The sequence below is a fragment of the Paenarthrobacter sp. CCNWLY172 genome (genome assembly GCF_037402035.1).
Classification (GTDB): Bacteria; Actinomycetota; Actinomycetes; order Actinomycetales; family Micrococcaceae; genus Arthrobacter.
Genome location: NZ_JBBEGB010000007.1, coordinates 250,650 through 267,260, shown reverse-complemented (window position 1 = coordinate 267,260; position 16,611 = coordinate 250,650). Strand labels below are relative to the sequence as shown.

General features: G+C 64.6%; 12 protein-coding genes, 1 tRNA gene and 1 other RNA gene. 4 read left to right on the top strand and 10 right to left on the bottom strand.

Annotated elements, in window-relative coordinates; genetic code table 11:
* Nucleotides 1-57 precede the first annotated feature (57 nt).
* Together WBN73_RS13350 and WBN73_RS13345 are read right to left on the bottom strand one after the other, a co-directional pair.
* On the bottom strand, nt 58-1,404 hold the full coding sequence (locus WBN73_RS13350) for an aspartate kinase (protein ID WP_011773413.1): 1,347 nt from the start codon (nt 1,402-1,404) through the stop codon (nt 58-60).
* 139 nt (nt 1,405-1,543) lie between these two features.
* Complete coding sequence (locus WBN73_RS13345) at nt 1,544-1,924, bottom strand: DUF427 domain-containing protein (protein WP_337340484.1); 381 nt, start codon at nt 1,922-1,924, stop codon at nt 1,544-1,546.
* A 251-nt stretch (nt 1,925-2,175) separates the two neighbouring features.
* Here WBN73_RS13345 and WBN73_RS13340 point away from each other — a divergent pair, with 251 nt between their 5' ends.
* Entirely contained in the window at nt 2,176-3,261 is a 1,086-nt protein-coding gene (locus WBN73_RS13340) for a hypothetical protein (RefSeq protein WP_337340483.1), read from the top strand.
* On the opposite strand, the gene WBN73_RS13335 is transcribed toward WBN73_RS13340, so the two are convergent.
* From WBN73_RS13335 to WBN73_RS13315, 5 genes are all read right to left on the bottom strand, one after another.
* Nucleotides 3,258-3,848 (bottom strand): dihydrofolate reductase family protein, encoded by a 591-nt coding sequence (locus tag WBN73_RS13335; protein WP_207596183.1) that lies wholly within the window; start codon nt 3,846-3,848, stop codon nt 3,258-3,260. The two genes, WBN73_RS13340 and WBN73_RS13335, sit on opposite strands and share 4 nt — an antisense overlap.
* A gap of 37 nt (nt 3,849-3,885) precedes the next feature.
* Nucleotides 3,886-4,485 carry a recombination mediator RecR gene (gene recR / locus WBN73_RS13330; RefSeq protein WP_089593619.1) on the bottom strand — a complete coding sequence of 200 codons (600 nt, stop codon included), beginning with the start codon at nt 4,483-4,485 and terminating at the stop codon, nt 3,886-3,888.
* A 33-nt stretch (nt 4,486-4,518) separates the two neighbouring features.
* The gene (locus WBN73_RS13325; protein WP_337340482.1) at nt 4,519-7,767 is read right to left on the bottom strand and encodes a DNA polymerase III subunit gamma and tau; all 3,249 of its coding nucleotides are present in this window, start codon (nt 7,765-7,767) and stop codon (nt 4,519-4,521) included.
* 33 nt (nt 7,768-7,800) lie between these two features.
* Nucleotides 7,801-7,897: signal recognition particle sRNA small type (gene ffs, locus WBN73_RS13320), an RNA gene on the bottom strand.
* Nucleotides 7,898-7,991: 94 nt separating this feature from the next.
* On the bottom strand, nt 7,992-8,309 hold the full coding sequence (locus WBN73_RS13315; protein WP_337340481.1) for a hypothetical protein: 318 nt from the start codon (nt 8,307-8,309) through the stop codon (nt 7,992-7,994).
* Between the two features lie 304 nt (nt 8,310-8,613).
* Between WBN73_RS13315 and WBN73_RS13310 the strand changes: the two genes are divergently transcribed.
* Nucleotides 8,614-8,698 (top strand) — tRNA-Ser (locus tag WBN73_RS13310).
* 83 nt (nt 8,699-8,781) lie between these two features.
* Here WBN73_RS13310 and WBN73_RS13305 read toward each other — a convergent pair.
* Nucleotides 8,782-9,711, bottom strand: coding sequence for a LysR family transcriptional regulator (locus WBN73_RS13305; RefSeq protein ID WP_207596186.1), 930 nt, complete (start codon nt 9,709-9,711; stop codon nt 8,782-8,784).
* Between the two features lie 123 nt (nt 9,712-9,834).
* On the opposite strand from WBN73_RS13305, the gene WBN73_RS13300 reads away from it, so the two are divergent.
* The gene (locus WBN73_RS13300; protein ID WP_337340480.1) at nt 9,835-13,308 is read left to right on the top strand and encodes a bifunctional proline dehydrogenase/L-glutamate gamma-semialdehyde dehydrogenase; all 3,474 of its coding nucleotides are present in this window, start codon (nt 9,835-9,837) and stop codon (nt 13,306-13,308) included.
* A gap of 196 nt (nt 13,309-13,504) precedes the next feature.
* On the opposite strand, the gene WBN73_RS13295 is transcribed toward WBN73_RS13300, so the two are convergent.
* Both WBN73_RS13295 and WBN73_RS13290 read right to left on the bottom strand, forming a co-directional pair.
* Entirely contained in the window at nt 13,505-14,428 is a 924-nt protein-coding gene (locus WBN73_RS13295) for an oxygenase MpaB family protein (RefSeq protein ID WP_207596188.1), read from the bottom strand.
* Nucleotides 14,429-14,526: 98 nt separating this feature from the next.
* The gene (locus tag WBN73_RS13290) at nt 14,527-15,969 is read right to left on the bottom strand and encodes an MFS transporter (RefSeq protein ID WP_337340479.1); all 1,443 of its coding nucleotides are present in this window, start codon (nt 15,967-15,969) and stop codon (nt 14,527-14,529) included.
* Between the two features lie 115 nt (nt 15,970-16,084).
* Between WBN73_RS13290 and WBN73_RS13285 the strand changes: the two genes are divergently transcribed.
* Nucleotides 16,085-16,462, top strand: a complete 378-nt coding sequence (locus WBN73_RS13285; RefSeq protein ID WP_172324606.1) for a MarR family winged helix-turn-helix transcriptional regulator — start codon at nt 16,085-16,087, stop codon at nt 16,460-16,462.
* The last annotated feature ends 149 nt before the right edge of the window (nt 16,463-16,611 follow it).

The window sequence follows — 16,611 nt, the reverse complement described above, 5'->3', positions numbered from 1 at the left end:
TGAGCGCTCAGAACGGCCTTATCTGTTACTTACTTGGGGGCGTTGCCCTTGGTGACCCTAGCGGCCGGTGCCGCCGTAGACGGTAGCCTCAGCGTCGCCGTCGAGCTCGAACGCATTGTGGATGGCGCGGACGGCGTCATCCAGTGCGTCTGCGCTGGTGACCACGGAGATGCGGATTTCCGAAGTGGAGATCATGTCAATGTTGATCCCGGCGTCGGAAAGGGCCTTGAAGAACGTGGCAGAAACACCCGGGTGTGAACGCATGCCCGCGCCGATCAGGGAGAGCTTGCCGACGTGCTCGTTGTATTCAATGCTTTCGAAGCCGATCTGGCCTTCGGCAGCACGCAGGGCGGCCAGGGCGTCGGCACCCTCAACGATGGGCAGCGTGAACGAGATGTCCGTGCGGCCGGTGCCGTGGGTGGAGACGTTCTGGACAATCATGTCGATGTTCGAGTGCGCATCGGCAATCACCTGGAAAATCGCCGCAGCTTTGCCGGGGATATCCGGGACGCCTACTACGGTGACCTTGGCTTCGGACCGGTCGTGTGCAACGCCGGAGATGATTGGCTGCTCCAAGGCAACTCCCTCTTGAATGTTGAACTTTTCGTCGGCGCCCGGGATGACCCACGTGCCTTCGTGCTGGCTGAATGAGGAACGGACGTGCAGCGGCACACCGAAACGGCGGGCGTACTCCACACACCGCAGGTGCAGGATCTTGGCGCCGGAAGCGGCCAACTCCAGCATTTCCTCGCTGGAGATTCGGTCGATCTTCTGGGCGGACGTCACCACGCGCGGGTCAGCGGTATAGATGCCGTCCACGTCCGTGTAGATCTCGCAGACATCGGCTTCCAGCGCTGCGGCCAGCGCGACGGCGGTAGTGTCCGAGCCGCCGCGGCCAAGCGTGGTGATCTCGTTGGTGCTGCGGCTCATGCCCTGGAAACCGGCCACGATTGCGATGTGGCCCTTGTCCAGTGCGGTGCGGATGCGGTGGGGGTCGACGTCGATAATTCGCGCCTTGCCGTGGATGCCGTCGGTAATCATGCCGGCCTGGGATCCCGTGAAGGACTGCGCGGAAGCGCCGAACTTGTTGATGGCCATGGCAAGGAGGGCCATGGAAATTCGTTCGCCGGCGGACAACAACATGTCCATTTCGCGGGCGGGAGCGGAGTCAGTGACCTGACCCGCGAGGTCCAGGAGTTCATCGGTGGTGTCACCCATTGCGGAGACAACAACCACAACCTCGTTGCCGGCCTTCTGCGCATCCACGACGCGCTGTGCGACCCGCTTGATGCCATCGGCATCGGCAACCGAGGAACCGCCGAACTTCTGAACGATCAGCTGCTTGGTAATGGCAGCCTCGTTGGAGAGCTCTTCGATCTTCACTTCGGTAGTGGGCATAGTCATGCGCGCACCCTCACTGCATCAATAGGGTTCGAACGCGGCATGCTCCAATTCGGGCACGCCTGCGTAGCTTATTTGCCCAGTTTATCGCCGTGTGCAGTTCGGGCAGGAATTGTGACCACATGGCGGCTACCTGCGATGACTACCACCCGGCAGTGCCCGGACCACCCTTGAACGGGCCGACGATCTGCTGTGTGATCCACCCTCCATAGAAGTTGCCTTCCTGGAACGTCACCCGCTCGCCGTCCACCTCACACGAGTCCATATGCTCCGGGTAAAGCGCCACTCTGCTGCCCAGCGCTTCGAAGCCCCGTGCGGGGCTTGGGTAGGTCCACCCTGCCCGCTCAACCACCGTCCCGCCGGCGGTGATGGTGAAGTAACTGGCCTCGCCCTTGAACTCGCAGAAAGTGGTTCCCCCAACAGGGACCAGCGCACCGTCCGGGAAGGCGTCCAACGGCACGTAGTAGACAGGAGGATGGCTGGTCTCCAGGACCCTGACGGAGTCAGTGGTATCAACAATCACCTGACCTCCAAGCCGCACCACAATCCGCTCGGATCGAGGCTCCACTCTGGGCGGCCGCGGGTAATCCCATACCGATTCCTGGCCGGGGGCCGGCTTGATGGGACGGGGACGCCGAAAGACACCGGAAACACTGCGATGGGAGACCATGCACCCATGGTGGCACCCTCGGCTGGGATCTCCCCGTGAAGTTTCGCCGTATCGGTGACGGCGTGCCCGGCGTACCATCCACTTCATGAGGACTTCGGCAGGCGATGGCCGGCTTATCTGACCACACGGACGCATCGGGTCCGGCGGGCAACGAGCCCGAATACGAAGTGATCGGCGGTGTGATCGACGATCAGCCCTCCGGTTTGGCCCGCCCTGTGCCAGGAGCCGGGTCCCCGCCCCGAACCGCGGGAAACTTTGGGGCTGCCGCAGCGGAGGCATGGCGGAGTGCCCGGACATCCTTCACCTCGTGGTGGTTCTGGCTTGGCTGCGCACTGGGGATTGCCGCCGCCTGGGGCTTGGCCGCGGCCGTGGTTTCTTTTGCAGAAGCCAAAGGATGGTTCGATACCAGGGTTGCAAGTGCCATCTACTTGATCACGGCGGTCTTCCTTGCGCTCGCCGCCGCTGTGCTGGGAGCGGTGTGGGGCTTCCGACATTCCCAAGGGCGCCTTCTTGTCCTGTTGCTGGCCGGAGGTATTCGAGGAGTCGCTTTGGGAGCGCTCGCGGGTGGTGTTTTGCTCGTGGTGGGCGCCAGCGTCGGCGGGCCGACGGCACTGGCCGTTGCCGCCGTCGTCGTTATTATCCTGGAAGTGGCCCTGTTCGGACTGATCGGTGCGGGTGCGCGGGCATGCTTTGCTGCAGCGGCGCCGGGGGCGGCATTGACCGCCTTGGTGGTGGCTTTCCTGTGCGTTGGAAATGTGGTGGCCACCATCCTGCTCCTTCCCGGGACCACGGTGATGGACCAGGCTTCCGTCCCGGTGAACGTGGAACGCGACGATTCCGGCAGGATCATTGCCTACGAGTGCGTGGGCAATCTCCGCCCGGTTGAAGTGGTCCACACAGAACGGGTTGCCTGGATTGCGGCAGCCAACCCGGCCCTGCTTTTTGGGAGCGTGGGCGCCGACGTGGTGCCTACGGACAATGAACTTGGCTGGCTGCTGGCCGGCCTGCAGTGGGCCGCCGATGGGCCCTCACGCGAAGTGCCGTGCCTCGGTGGCGAATCCAGTGACGGGCTGGCACCGTCGGTTCCTGTCTTCGTGACCGGCCTCGCGCTGCAGTCCTTGGTGGCCGGCCTGGTGCTGGTACCTGGCCGGCGGCTGAGGGCCCGGCGACTGGCGACGGGCTCTGGCTAGGCCCCTCGGCGCACGTACTCGGAAATCACGACGCCGGAGCCGAACGTCGTCGTCGTAACCTCTTCGAAGGCGCTTGGCTGGTAGGCACCCGGCGCGAAGAGCGGTATGCCATCGCCGAACAGGAGTGGGCTTCGTTTCAGAACCAGTCTGTCGATTTCACCGGAAAGCTGCGTAGCCAGATGGCCGCCTCCACATAGCCAGATCGACTTACCTGGCTCGGACTTCAATCTGCGGACTACGTCCACCGGGTTCTCGTGGGTCAGCTCCAGGTTTGGGTGCTCGCCCGGGATGTCCGCCTTGGTGTGCGACCGGGAAAAGACCACCTGCTTAAGATGCTGATAAGGGCTGGTCATGCCAGCTGGTAGACCAACGGCGTAAGTGTTCCAGCCCATCACGACGGCGTCGAAGGTCGCTTTGCCTTGTTCGATGCCCATGGCGTCCGCGGCCACTGTGGGTATGGCTTCGGGGAAGCGCTCAATTTGGGCGGCCATATGGTCACCTTCCACCGGAAACGCGTCGAATTCCCCTCCCGGACCGGCAATGTACCCATCCAGGCTGACGGCAACGTAGTACACAAGCTCTCGCACGGGACCCCCATCACGGTTGTTGTTGGTGATTGCGAGACTACAACAAGGCGTTGCGCCTGCCCTCGAAGGCCCTGCCGAGGGTAACTTCGTCGGCGTACTCCAGGTCTCCACCCACCGGCAGGCCCGACGCGAGTCGTGTCACCGTGATTCCGATCGACTTGAGCATGCGGGCTAAATACGTTGCAGTCGCTTCGCCCTCAAGGTTGGGGTCGGTGGCGATGATGATCTCCTGGATGGCGCCATCATTGAGGCGTGTGAGGAGTTCCCGGATCCGCAACTGCTCCGGACCGATGCCCGCAATGGGGTTGATGGCCCCACCCAGCACGTGATAGCGGCCGCGGAAGGACCGGGTGCGTTCCACAGCCAGGACGTCCTTGGACTCCTCAACCACACAGATGACCGACGGGTCTCGGCGCTGGTCGCGGCAGATGTTGCACTTTTCCTGCTCGGTCACGTTGAAGCAGACGGAGCAGAACTTCACGCGTTCCTTGACCGTGGTGATGGCCGTAACCAGGCGCTTCATGTCCTCTGGATCAGCCTCCAGGATGTGAAATGCCAGGCGCTGCGCTGACTTGGGGCCCACACCGGGAAGCCGGCCGAGCTCGTCAATCAGCTCCTGAACTGCACCTTCGTACACAATGTCCTCATTTGGTTGAAATCAATGCTGGAATCAGCGGTTGTGCAGGGGAGAACCGTCCAAGGCGCGCTCTTCGATCAGCTTTCCGCCCAGAATACGCTCCACAGCTGCCCGCCCAAAGACCCTCGATTCCTCGATGGTCTCGTCCTCCGGGCTGGGGATGTCCTCCGGCAAGGAGTCCGGCTTCATCGGGGTCCTTACCGGCGCTTGGACACGACCCGCTTGGGCTTCGGGGCTGTTGGTCAGCCGCTGGTACAGGCTCTGGCGGCCATTCGGATTGCCCGACGGCGCGGCCTCCTCCAGCGTGGCAACCGAACCATGCGCTTCCTCGGGTTGGGCCGCCAAGGAGGGCCAGGTCGGCGCGGCGGCGTTGCTGCTTCCTGCGGGGGCGCCGCTGCTGACGGGCTCGGGCATCGATTGTGTTGCGGGCCAGCTCGACGCCGGTGCGACGTCCCAGCTTGAACTTGGGTTCTGTTCCGCGTTGGTCGGGTGGCCGTAGGTGCCGGTGGTTGCTTCCGGAACCTGGGCTGCGGCCGGCTCGTAGTCGGGAGCGTCCGGCGCCGTTGGGGTTTCTTCGGCCGCTTCGGCGGGTTTCTTGCCCACGTTGGACTCTGTGCCCACGACCCAAGTACCCGGCGCTTGCTCGACGGCCCTGGACCACGGGTCGTCGGACGATGCTGTGGGCTTGGCGGTGCCCGCTGATGGCGAAGATGCAGCCGTAGTTGCGCTGCTTGCTGGGGCCGACGTGGTGGCCGCTGACGGCGCCGAGGCACTCGAAGGGGAAGCGGGGACACTGGGTGCCGGTGCCGCAGTTGCAGGCGCCGCGGGTGCAGTACTTGGTTGGCCATAACCCGACGGGGGCTCCCAATCCGCAGGTGGCTCTTCGTCCAGGGGCGGAGCGTCCTCGTCGAGCGGCGGACCCCAGTCGTCGTCAGGGTACGAGTAGTCGCCGGAGGGCTCGGGAGTCGGCGTTGAGGCGGGGGTCGGCGTGGTCGGTGCTTGCGTTGAAACAGCCGGTTCCGGAATGTGGGCAGCCGGCGTTGGGACTGTGGGTGCCGGTGCGATGGGTTCCGCCTGGGCAGGGGTGGCCCTCGCTGGCACGGATGCTGCTGCTGGAACAGATGCTGCCGGTGCGGCAGCAGGTGCCAGACCCCACGCGGAGTCGACAGCTGACACCGGTGCCGGCCCCGATGCTGTTTCCGCAGGCGACGACGTGACGTTTGCGGCTGCTGCCTCGGGGGATTCAGCACGCGCCGACGCCAGGGCGCCCGCTGGTGCTGCAGCAGCCGGAGATTCCCGGCTAGTAGGCGCTTTTGGGTTTGGCTCAGAGCTCGCTGAGCTGTTGCCGCCAGCGACTGCCACGATCTGGCAGTCGATGCCAAGGGTCTTGTGGATCGCTTGGCGAAGGTTCTCGGCGTGGTCTGCGCGGCCGAACGCGCCCGCAAGGCCGCCCGTTGTGAATGCCAGAGTCAGGACCTGGCCGTCGAACTGGGCAACCTGGGCGTTAGGCTCCACCAGCGCCCACGTGCTGCGCTTGATCTTGGTCAGGGTCTGCAAGACGTCGGGCCATGCGCGACGCAGAGCCTCCACATCTCCGCTTCCTCCAGAACCAGCAGGTCCTCCCGCGGTAGCGGGCTGCGGAGCTTGGGGCGCCGATTGCGCTGGGGCTGCCTGCGGTGGGGCTTGAACAGGTGGTGCTGCCGGGGACTGTTCTGGCGCCGGCGCTTGAACAGGACTGGGCTGCGAGGTGGGGGCCTGGACGCGATCAGCCGGGGCGGGGGCAGCCTGAGGTGCAGCAGCCTGCGGAGCACGACCGGAAGCCTGGCGGTCCTCAACAGGCCAGTCGCTGGTGGACACTCGTGGTGCTGTGATGGCGTCGCGCGACCCGGCGTCAGCGGCCGGCGCGGGAGCGGCAGGTGCCGAAGCAGGCGTCTGCGGCGAAGCAGCCGGCGCAGCAGGTGCCGATGCAGCGGGTGCCGGCACGGAAGGTGCGGGCTCAACGGCAACCGGTGCCGCGGGCGCAGAGGCCGGGGCCGGCGTCGGCTGTGCAACAGGCGCAGCAGCCGCCGCAGCAGGCGGGCCGGCAGCAACGGCCGGCGCGCCGCCGTCGCCCGCGTAATTCAGGCGACGTTCCACGCGGTCGATGCGGGCAGCGATGCCTCGCTCGGTCTGCTCAGCGCTGGGCAGCAGGATTCGGGCGCACAGCAGTTCAAGGTGCAGCCGGGGCGAGGTGGCGCCCGTCATCTCGGTGAGGGCGGTGTTGGTGACGTCGGCCGCCCGGGAGAGTTCGGCAGCGCCCAGGTTGGTGGCCTGGTTGCGCATGCGGGCGATCTGGTCCGCGGGCATGCCACGGAGGATCGCCTGTGCGCTCTCGGGCATCGCCTGGACGATGATGAGGTCGCGGAAGCGTTCCAGCAGGTCTTCAACGAATCGCCGGGGATCGTGCCCGGTCTGGATAACGCGATCCACGGCCTTGAAGACCACCGCGGCGTCGGAGGCTGCAACGGCATCCACGATGTCGTCCAGCAAGGAAGCGTGTGTGTAGCCGAGCAGGGCCACAGCGAGTTCATAGTCCAGGCCATTCGGTCCGGCGCCAGCCATGAGCTGATCCAGCACCGACAGGGTGTCGCGGACCGAGCCGCCACCGGCGCGGATGACCAGCGAGAGCACACCGGGAGCCACCGGCACGTTCTCCTGTTGGCAGAGAAGCTCGAGGTACTGCATCAGGGGCTCGGGTGGCACCAGCCGGAAGGGGTAGTGGTGCGTGCGGGAGCGGATGGTCCCGATGACTTTGTCCGGCTCCGTGGTGGCGAAGATGAACTTGATATGTTCCGGCGGCTCTTCGACGATCTTCAGAAGCGCGTTGAAGCCGGCCGACGTGACCATGTGGGCCTCGTCAATGATGAAAATCTTGTAGCGGTCGCGGACCGGGGCGAAGGTTGCGCGTTCGCGGAGATCCCGCGCGTCGTCAACGCCACCGTGGCTGGCGGCGTCGATCTCGATGACGTCCAGGGAGCCGGAACCACCACGTGCAAGTTCGATGCAGCTGGGGCACTTGCCGCAAGGGGTGTCGGTGGGTCCCTCGGCGCAGTTCAGGCAGCGGGCAAGGATGCGGGCAGAAGTGGTTTTGCCGCAGCCGCGGGGGCCGGAGAAGAGGTAGGCGTGGTTCACGCGGTTCTTGCGGAGCGCCGTCATCAGCGGCTCCGTGACGTGTTCCTGCCCGATAACGTCCGCGAAAGAGTCCGGGCGATACCTTCGATACAGGGCAGTTGTAACAGTCACAAGTGAAACCTACCTATAGAGACTGACATTTAAATAAGTGACCCCTCATGCACCCGCCAGAGCCCATCTACCCTTGCTACCTTCCGGTCCTGGGGGAGTTCAACAGGATGACGCCACATGAGGGGCCGTCGACAAGCTTACCCGAACTTGGGTTGGGGTTCGAATCGGCCTGAAGGCCTGTGGATAAGGCTCGACGGCGGGTGGCTGGGTTGCGTGAATCACCGTCACCCATTCACCGGCCACGTCATGAAAGCCGGTTCCTCGTAGGGGTGGGCGGCCCGCAGGGCCTGCACCACGCCGTCGAGCATGTCCTCCTCCACCACGCACTCGACCCGGGTTTCCGGCACCTGCTCCTCATTCCCCACCTCACCTACGGAGGGTCGCGCTCCGGGCAGGGGCGTGAAGCGGCCAGTACCTGGCGACGTAAAGGCGCAGTGGGAGTAGTTGCCGATCCGCCCGGCGCCGGCGTCGCCAATGGCCAGGAGGACTTCTTCGATATGCGTCTCAGGAACGTAAACGACCAAGGCGTGGAGCTGCGTCATGGGAACATCCTGTCAATAAACTTCGGCTACAAACAGGTCTCAACCATTGCAAAAGCCGGTATCACAGCGGACTATGGGTATGTACACCGATTGGGGCAATCTCAAGATTGTGAGCTGCGGGGCCTGGGAGCGAGGGGCCGGACCCGGCAGCTCAACGATGTACCGCAAGAATGGGCGCGTTGGGGGCGTCCATTTTTCCGTTAACGGACGTGTTTCCGAGGCCTTCCAGGGGTGGTCATTCGGCCCGATTACACGTTGCCGAAATTCTCAGGTACAGTAGTATCTGCTTTCGAATCGGAAGCAAGGAGAATTCGCCTAGCGGCCTATGGCGCACGCCTGGAACGCGTGTTGGGTTAACGCCCTCGGGGGTTCAAATCCCCCATTCTCCGCGGTTGGCCCCAGTCCTTGGACTGGGGCCTTTTGCGTTTCCTGAAGCTAGTCCGCGTCCGCGGCCTCAGCCCGCGTCCGCGGCTCAGCCCGCGTCCGCGTGCTGCTCGGCGTCCTGCTGCTGCGCCGCCGCCACCCTTTCCAACACTTCGCGGCAGGCTGCGGTTGCGGGGTGGATGCGGCCTGCTGTCCTGGTGGAGGTGAACACGGTGCGCTTTGGCAGGGCCGGGAGATCCAGCAGTTGAACGGTACGCGAGCGCCCGGTCCACACAAGGTCCGGCATGAGTGCCACGGCATTCCCGGATTCAATGAGCCGGATCTGCGCTTGGAGATCGGCCGTTTCGTATCTGACGTCGGGTTCGAAGCCCGCGGACCGGCAGGCTTGCTCTGCCCAGTGCCTTGAGGCTGCGCCGCGGGGTTCCATGACCCACGGCATCAACGCGGTGTCCGCGAGCGTCGATACCGTTTCGCCGCCGAGTCCCACCGGGGGAGTGGCCAGGCGGATGGCGTCGCTGGTGAGGGTGACGCGGTCCAACCCGCTGTGGTGCGGAGCAGCGTGGCCGGGGTATTGCTCGGCCACCACAAGGTCGAAGTCCCGCGCCCATGTTTCGTAGAGGGCAGTCTCGGGCTCGCGTTGGGTCATTTCCACGCGCACCTCGGGATACTCGTGCCGCATGATGGTGAGGAAATCCGGCAGCAGGGCCAGGGCCGCGGACTGGAAGACGGCCAAGCGAACCGTTCCCGTGACCATGGAAAGCGAGGCGGCGAGCTCGGTTTCCGCACGCTCCAGCGTTTCCAGCAGCGCCGCCGTGTGTGCCACGAGGATCTCTGCCTGTGGCGTCAGCTGCACGCGACGCCCCGCTTTGCGCAGCAATTCCACGCCGGCTTCCTTCTCCAGGAGAGTCAACTGTTGGGACACCGAAGATGGGCTGTACTGCATGGCATCGGCCACCTCCGCGAGGGTCCCGCGGATCTTCAACTCGTGCAGCAAACGCAGCCTGCGGACGTCCAGCACGGGGGCCTCCAAAAGATCGGGATGGGTAATCAATATTCGTCAGAAAAGATCGCTTTTCCTAACGTGATTGTAGATCCATACTGATGGAAACAAACAAACTTCTCCGTCCCAGAAGGAGCCCCCATGACCAGCACCATCCCGGATGCCACCGCCCCGAGCAGCCAGGATTCCGGACAGTTCGATGCTTTGGCGCAGGAAGCCATCGCCTTGGTCCGCCACTGGCTCACAGAAGCCGGCAAGATCCCCGTGGATGTCTCCGCCCAGCGCCTCGCCGGCGTTTTGAAAGACCCCAATGGCCTGGACTTCACGGTTGGATTCGTCGACGGCGTCATCCGCCCCGAGGACCTGTCGGTCGCCGGCCGTAAACTCGCAGAGTTGGCACCCAAGGTCCCCAAATTCCTCCCGTGGTACATGCGCAGCGCGGTCCGCGTAGGTGGCGTCATGGCTCCGATCGTCCCGCAGGTAGTTATCCCGATCGCCCGCCGCGTGCTCCGCGAAATGGTGGGCCACCTGATCGTGGACGCCACTGACGCCAAGCTCGGCCCGGCCATCGCCAAGATCCGCCAGGACGGTGTGCACTTGAATGTGAACCTCCTCGGCGAAGCCGTCCTGGGCGAGCACGAAGCGCAGCGTCGCCTGGAAGGCACCCTGAAACTCCTGGCCCGCGATGACGTGGACTACGTTTCCATCAAGGAGTCCTCCACCGTGGCACCGCACTCCCCGTGGGCCTTCGACGAAGCCGTCGACCACGTGGTGGAGAAGCTCACCCCGCTGTACCGTCTTGCCGCGTCCTTCCCCAAGCCCAAGTTCATCAACCTGGACATGGAGGAATACAAGGATCTCAGCATGACCATCGCGGTGTTCAAGCGCATCCTGGACATGCCGGAGTTCAAGAACCTGGAAGCCGGCATCGTCCTCCAGGCATACCTCCCCGACGCCCTCGGTGCCATGCAGGAACTGCAGGAATGGGCCACCGCACGCCGCGCCCAGGGAGGCGCGCCCATCAAGGTACGTGTGGTCAAGGGCGCCAACCTTCCCATGGAGCAGGTTGAAGCTTCCCTTCATGACTGGCCGCTGGCCACGTGGGGCACCAAGCAGGACTCGGACACCAGCTACAAGAACGTCATCAACTACGCCCTCACTCCGGAGCGCATTGACGCGGTCCGCATCGGCGTCGCAGGCCACAACCTGTTCGATGTCGCCTTTGCGTGGTTGCTCGCCAAGCAGCGTGGGATTGCCCAGCAGGGACCGAAAGCCATCGAATTCGAGATGCTCCTGGGCATGGCAACCGGCCAGGCCACCGCAGTCCGTAAGGACGTCGGCAGCCTCCTGCTCTACACGCCGGTGGTCCACCCGGGCGAGTTCGACGTCGCCATCGCTTACCTGATCCGCCGCCTCGAAGAGGGCGCCAGCCAGGAAAACTTCATGTCGGCCGTTTTCGAACTGAGCGAAAATGAAGCCCTGTTCAAGCGCGAGCAGCAGCGCTTCCTGGACTCCCTCGCCGGAATGACGGACGAAGTTCCCGGCCCTAACCGCAAACAGGACCGCCGCCTCCCGGCTGAGCCTGCCCCGCTCGAGGGCTTCCACAACACCCCTGACACCGACCCTGCCCTCCCGGCCAACCGTGCCTGGGGGCGCGACATCCTCAAGCGCATCCCCGGTTCCACCGCAGGCAACAAGATCGTGGAGTCCACCAAGGTCTCCGACGCCGCCGAGCTGGACCGGATCATCGCTACCGCCGTGGAACACGGCAAGGCATGGGGCGCCCGTCCCGCCGCGGAGCGTGCAGCGATCCTGCACCGCGCCGGCGACATCCTTGAAGCCCGCCGTGCTGAACTCCTGGAAGTCATGGCGTCGGAGACCGGGAAGACCATCGACCAAGGCGACCCCGAGGTCAGCGAAGCAATCGACTTCGCGCACTATTACGCCGAGCGCGCCAAGGACCTGGAAACGGTCGACGGCGCCACGTTCGTCCCAGCCAACCTCACCGTGGTGACCCCGCCGTGGAACTTCCCGGTGGCGATCCCCGCAGGCTCGACGCTCGCAGCGCTCGCCTCAGGCTCCGCCGTCGTGATCAAGCCTGCAAAGCAGGCCCGCCGTTCCGGTTCCGTCATGGTGGACGCGCTGTGGGAAGCCGGCGTGCCTCGCGAAGTGCTGGCCCTGGTGCAGCTCGAAGAGCGTGACCTTGGCACCCAGCTGGTCTCGCACCCGAGCGTTGACCGCGTCATCCTCACCGGCGGCTACGAAACCGCCGAGCTGTTCCGCTCCTTCCGCCAGGACCTGCCGCTGCTCGCGGAGACCTCCGGAAAGAACGCCATTATCGTCACCCCGAGCGCTGACCTGGACCTCGCTGCCAAGGACGTTGTGTACTCGGCGTTCGGTCACGCGGGCCAGAAGTGCTCCGCCGCATCGCTGGTGATCCTGGTGGGCTCGGTCGCCAAGAGCGCCCGCTTCCACAACCAGCTGATCGACGCCGCACGCTCCCTGACCGTGGGCTACCCGGAGGACGCCACCACGCAGATGGGGCCGATCATCGAACCGGCCAACGGCAAACTCCTCAATGCCCTTACCACCCTGGGCGACGGCGAAACCTGGGCCATCAAGCCCGAGCGCCTCGACGAAACCGGCCGTTTGTGGTCCCCGGGCATCCGCTCCGGCGTCAAGCGTGGCTCCTACTTCCACCTGACCGAGTTCTTCGGCCCGGTCCTGGGTGTCATGACCGCAGAGACCCTGGAGGAAGCCATCGCCATCCAGAACGAGATTGAGTACGGCCTCACCGCCGGCTTGCACTCCCTGGACTCCGCTGAAATGGGCGTCTGGCTGGACACCATCCAGGCCGGAAACCTGTACGTCAACCGCGGCATCACCGGTGCAATCGTGCAGCGCCAGCCGTTCGGTGGATGGAAGAAGTCGGCAGTCGGTGCCGGAACCAAGGCCGGTGGACCGAACTACCTGATCGGCTTGGGCAGCTGGCTCCCCGCCGAAGCCAAGGCCAAGCGCGGCACGGTGCTCCAGGGCGCAGCCGCTCAGCTCCTCGCTGCTGCAAAGTCCGCCGACGTTACCGCTGAAGAACTCCAGACCCTGCAGCAGTCGCTCTTCAGCGACGCCGCAGCCTGGGAATCCGAGTTCGGCACCCGCAAGGACGTCTCCGCCCTCTCCGCAGAGCGCAACGTCTTCCGCTACCGCTCCCTCCCGGTCACCATCCGCCTCTCCGAAGGTGAGCGGCTCGCTGACCTGCTGCGCGTGGCAGCAGCCGGAGCAGTGGCGGGCTCGGCCCTCAAGGTGAGCTCCGCCGTCGTACTTCCTGATGCCGTTGTGACCGTGTTTGCGAACCTGGGCGTCAGCGTCCGGATCGAGGACGACGCCGCGTGGCTGGGCCGTGCGGCCAACTTCGACGCCGGCCGGATCCGCCTGATCGGTGGCGATTTCGCAGCGCTGAGCGCAGCGATGGGCGGCCGTCCGGATGTGGCTGTTTACCACGGTGCTGTGACCCAGGCAGGCCGGATCGAGATGCTGCCGTTCCTCCGCGAGCAGGCCGTTTCCATCACGGCCCACCGCTTCGGCACACCGAACCACCTGTCGGATCACCTGATCTAGTTTGTGCGCCGAGGGGTGACCTCTCGGCACTAAGCACGCACCAAAAGGTTGAAAGCCAGCCCCTCGGCGAAGTCCACACCACGTGGGTCCCCGCCGAGGGGTTGGCTTTCGCCTTTATGGGAGGCTCAAAGGGTTGAGATCTGACTCCTCGGCGAAGAGCGAAGGGTTGAAAGCCAGCCCCTCGGCGAAAGGCACTTCAGGCCTCCGCATAGCCCAGCCTTTGCAGCCTGCGCAGCGCTGCTTGCTCGCTGGGACCGTGGGAGCCCAGGGCGAATCGGACCATCCCCAACACGCCACGCGCCGCCAGGATGGCCGGCAAGGGCACGGGGCCAAGCCTGGCGGGCCGGAGGCCGAGCAAGTCCCGGTACTTGGGCTCAAGGCTTGCGACGGCGGCCGCGAACAGTATGCGGTAACCGGGCTTGAGGAGTGGGCTCAGGGGAGGATAGCGGATGAAGGACACCGTCTCGGCAAGCCGCTCATCGGCCCGGAGTATCCCCGAGGCGTACCACTGCTCCAGTTCGTCACGGACCTGGGCCTCGGTGAGTGGCGGGTCCAGAACTCCCATGAGTCGTCCTGCCGCTGCCCATTCGCGGACGTAGGCATCGGGGCCGCCCGGGATGGCCCTGCCCCAGATCCGGTTGGCAGTGAGGAAGGAGTCCGCGTAGGTGACGTGGACCCAGCGGAGGAGTTCGGGATCGTTGGCGGCGTATTCGCGCTCCACGCCCTGTCCGTCACGGTAGGTTCCCCGGACACGCTCATGGATCTTCCGGACCCGGGCGGTCGCGGCTTCGGCGGCCTCCGTGGAGCCGTACGTTACCGTGAAGATCCACCGCACGGTGTTCGCGAGACGCCCCAAGGGGTCCTTCTGGAAGCCGGAGTGTTCGTAGACGCCAGCGAGCGCGCCGGGATGGAGGGCCTGCATCAGCAGGACGCGGATGCCCGCCACGATGGTGGCCACGTGGCCGTGCACCGCCCAGACGGCCGACCCCGGGAGGTGATATCCGGCGTCGTTCCCGTCTGCGAGCCGCGGCACCCACTCCGGAGGCGTGCCCGACGTTCCCGTGAAGGTGCGCTGCAGCTCGTGCCTGTACTCCGTGAGGTAATTCCTCATAGATCCCATGAGACCTCCATTTAGCGGAGGTGTACAGAGCAGATTGTGGACAGATAAAGCCCTGATGACGGATGCATCAGGGCTTTATCTGTCCAGAAACCCGGGACTCAGGCGCGGATGCGGCGCCGGGAGGGAGCCGCTGCCACCAGCAGGGCGGCGATGGCGACGGCGGCACTAAGGATCAGTCCCGGCCGGTACTGTTCCAGCATGGCTTGGGCGCTGACGGTTCCGGCGGCTTGGCCGTGGCCGCTGACCAACGCTGTGGTGACTGCCAGAACCAGTGCGGCTCCAACTTGTGTGCTGGTCTGGATCAGGCCAGCCGCCAGTCCCTGTTCTGAATCCTTGATCCCGGCGGTCGCTTGTACGTTGATGGACGGGAAGGCCAGCGCAAACCCGACTCCCAGCAGGACCACCGACGGCAGGATATCCAGCACGTAATTGGGCGTGGTGCCGACGCGGAGGAACAGGACGTAGCCCAATCCCAGGGCTGTGAGTCCGGTGAGGATGAGTTGGGTAGCGCCGAACTTTTCGATGAGCTTGTCCGCGAACGGCGCGCTGGTCGCAACCAAGAGCCCGGCGGGCAGCAAGGCCAACGCCATGCCCAGCGGCGTCCAGCCGAGCACCGCCTGCAGATACATGGTGACGATGAACTGGAAGCTCAGGTAAGACCCGAACAACCCCACCGCGCTGAGGTTGGCCCGTGCCACCCAGCCTTCTTTAAGGATGCTGAAGCGGATCAGCGGGTGCTTGACCTTGTTCTCGATCACCGCGAAGGCTGCCAGCACGGCAACGGAAACTGCGAATCCGGCGATTGTTGCCACAGATCCCCAGCCCTGTTCCGGTGCTGAAACCAAGGTGTAAACGAGGCCAAGCATGCCCAGCGCGAGGGTGACGGCGCCCCAAACGTCGTGCCCGCTGTCCTCAACGGAGGGCTTGTCCTTGGGGATGAACTTCATGCCCAGGAGGACAACCACCACCGCGATCGGCACCGAAACCAGGAACGTCCAGCGCCAGCTGAGGCTGGTCATGAGGCCACCCACCACCAAGCCCAACGAGAAGCCGCTGGCACCGAACGTCGTGAAGATGGACAGCGCCTTGTTGCGCTCGCGTCCCTCCGCGAAGTTGGTGGTGATGATGGAGAAGCCGGTGGGCGCGGTGAAGGCAGCCGCAAGTCCCTTGATGAACCGGGTGGCGATCAGGATGGCGGGGTCGTCCACCAGTCCGCCCAGGAGCGACGCCGCGGCGAAAACGGTCAAAGCAATAAGGAAGATGCGACGGCGGCCCAACAGGTCCGCGAGCCGGCCGCCAAGGAGCAACAGGCTCCCGTAGCCCAGGACGTAGGCGGAAACGATCCACTGCAGGGAATCGGTTCCGAGATTGAGTTCCTGTCCAATGGACGGCAGGGCAACGCCAACCATGGAAACGTCCAGCCCGTCGAGGGCCAAGACGGTGCAGACAACCATCAGCAGCAGCCACTGCGCCCGGGTCCAATGGACGGCTGAGGCCAAGGGTGGCTCGGCGGAAGTTTTGAGGGTGGTGGGTGATGTCATGCGCCTCAATCTATATGACGTGTCATTCAATGACAAGGACTACGATGACATGTCATTGGATGACGCAGAATTTTATGACGTGGATTCAAATCGCGTAATGAACTAGAATCGGCACATGGCAACGACGCGTGACCGTCAACTGGTTGAGCAGTGGCGCAGCATCCAGAACTCCTACTTCCGAACCGCGGGAGCTATCGACCGCGCGCTGGAAGCCAAGTTCGACATTGGCCTTAACGAGTTCGAAATCCTGGATCTCGTGGCTGAAAGCGAAGAATCGGCATGCCGGATGAAGGCACTGGGAGAGCGCACCCCCATGACGCAGAGCGCCGTCTCCAAGGTGGTGGACAGGCTCGAAAAAGCAGGCCTGGTCTCGCGCCAAACCTGCGTTGACGACCGCCGCTCCCTGTTCCTGGAATTGACGGACGCCGGCCGCGCACTCCACTCAACTGCCGCCGTCGAGCACCGTGCGTTGCTCAAGGAAAACCTCGGCTGATCGGCCTGGCGGTCCAGGACGTCACGACGAAGGTGGTGACGTGCGCATCGGTGGCGGCGAAGGAGCCTGCGGGAGGCAAGTTGCCTTCATTGAGGGCTTTTGCAAGACTGTAGTCCTCTATTCCCCAGTGTTAGGCCGATGTTTTGACG

Excerpts from the sequence above, each read along its gene's own strand:
- WBN73_RS13350 (WP_011773413.1), bottom strand. The coding sequence starts at position 1,404 with ATGACTATGCCCACTACCGAAGTGAAGATCGAAGAGCTCTCCAACGAG.
- WBN73_RS13340 (WP_337340483.1), top strand. The coding sequence starts at position 2,176 with ATGGCCGGCTTATCTGACCACACGGACGCATCGGGTCCGGCGGGCAAC.
- WBN73_RS13315 (WP_337340481.1), bottom strand. The coding sequence starts at position 8,309 with ATGACGCAGCTCCACGCCTTGGTCGTTTACGTTCCTGAGACGCATATC.
- WBN73_RS13300 (WP_337340480.1), top strand. The coding sequence starts at position 9,835 with ATGACCAGCACCATCCCGGATGCCACCGCCCCGAGCAGCCAGGATTCC.
- WBN73_RS13295 (WP_207596188.1), bottom strand. The coding sequence starts at position 14,428 with ATGGGATCTATGAGGAATTACCTCACGGAGTACAGGCACGAGCTGCAG.
- WBN73_RS13290 (WP_337340479.1), bottom strand. The coding sequence starts at position 15,969 with ATGACATCACCCACCACCCTCAAAACTTCCGCCGAGCCACCCTTGGCC.
- WBN73_RS13285 (WP_172324606.1), top strand. The coding sequence starts at position 16,085 with ATGGCAACGACGCGTGACCGTCAACTGGTTGAGCAGTGGCGCAGCATC.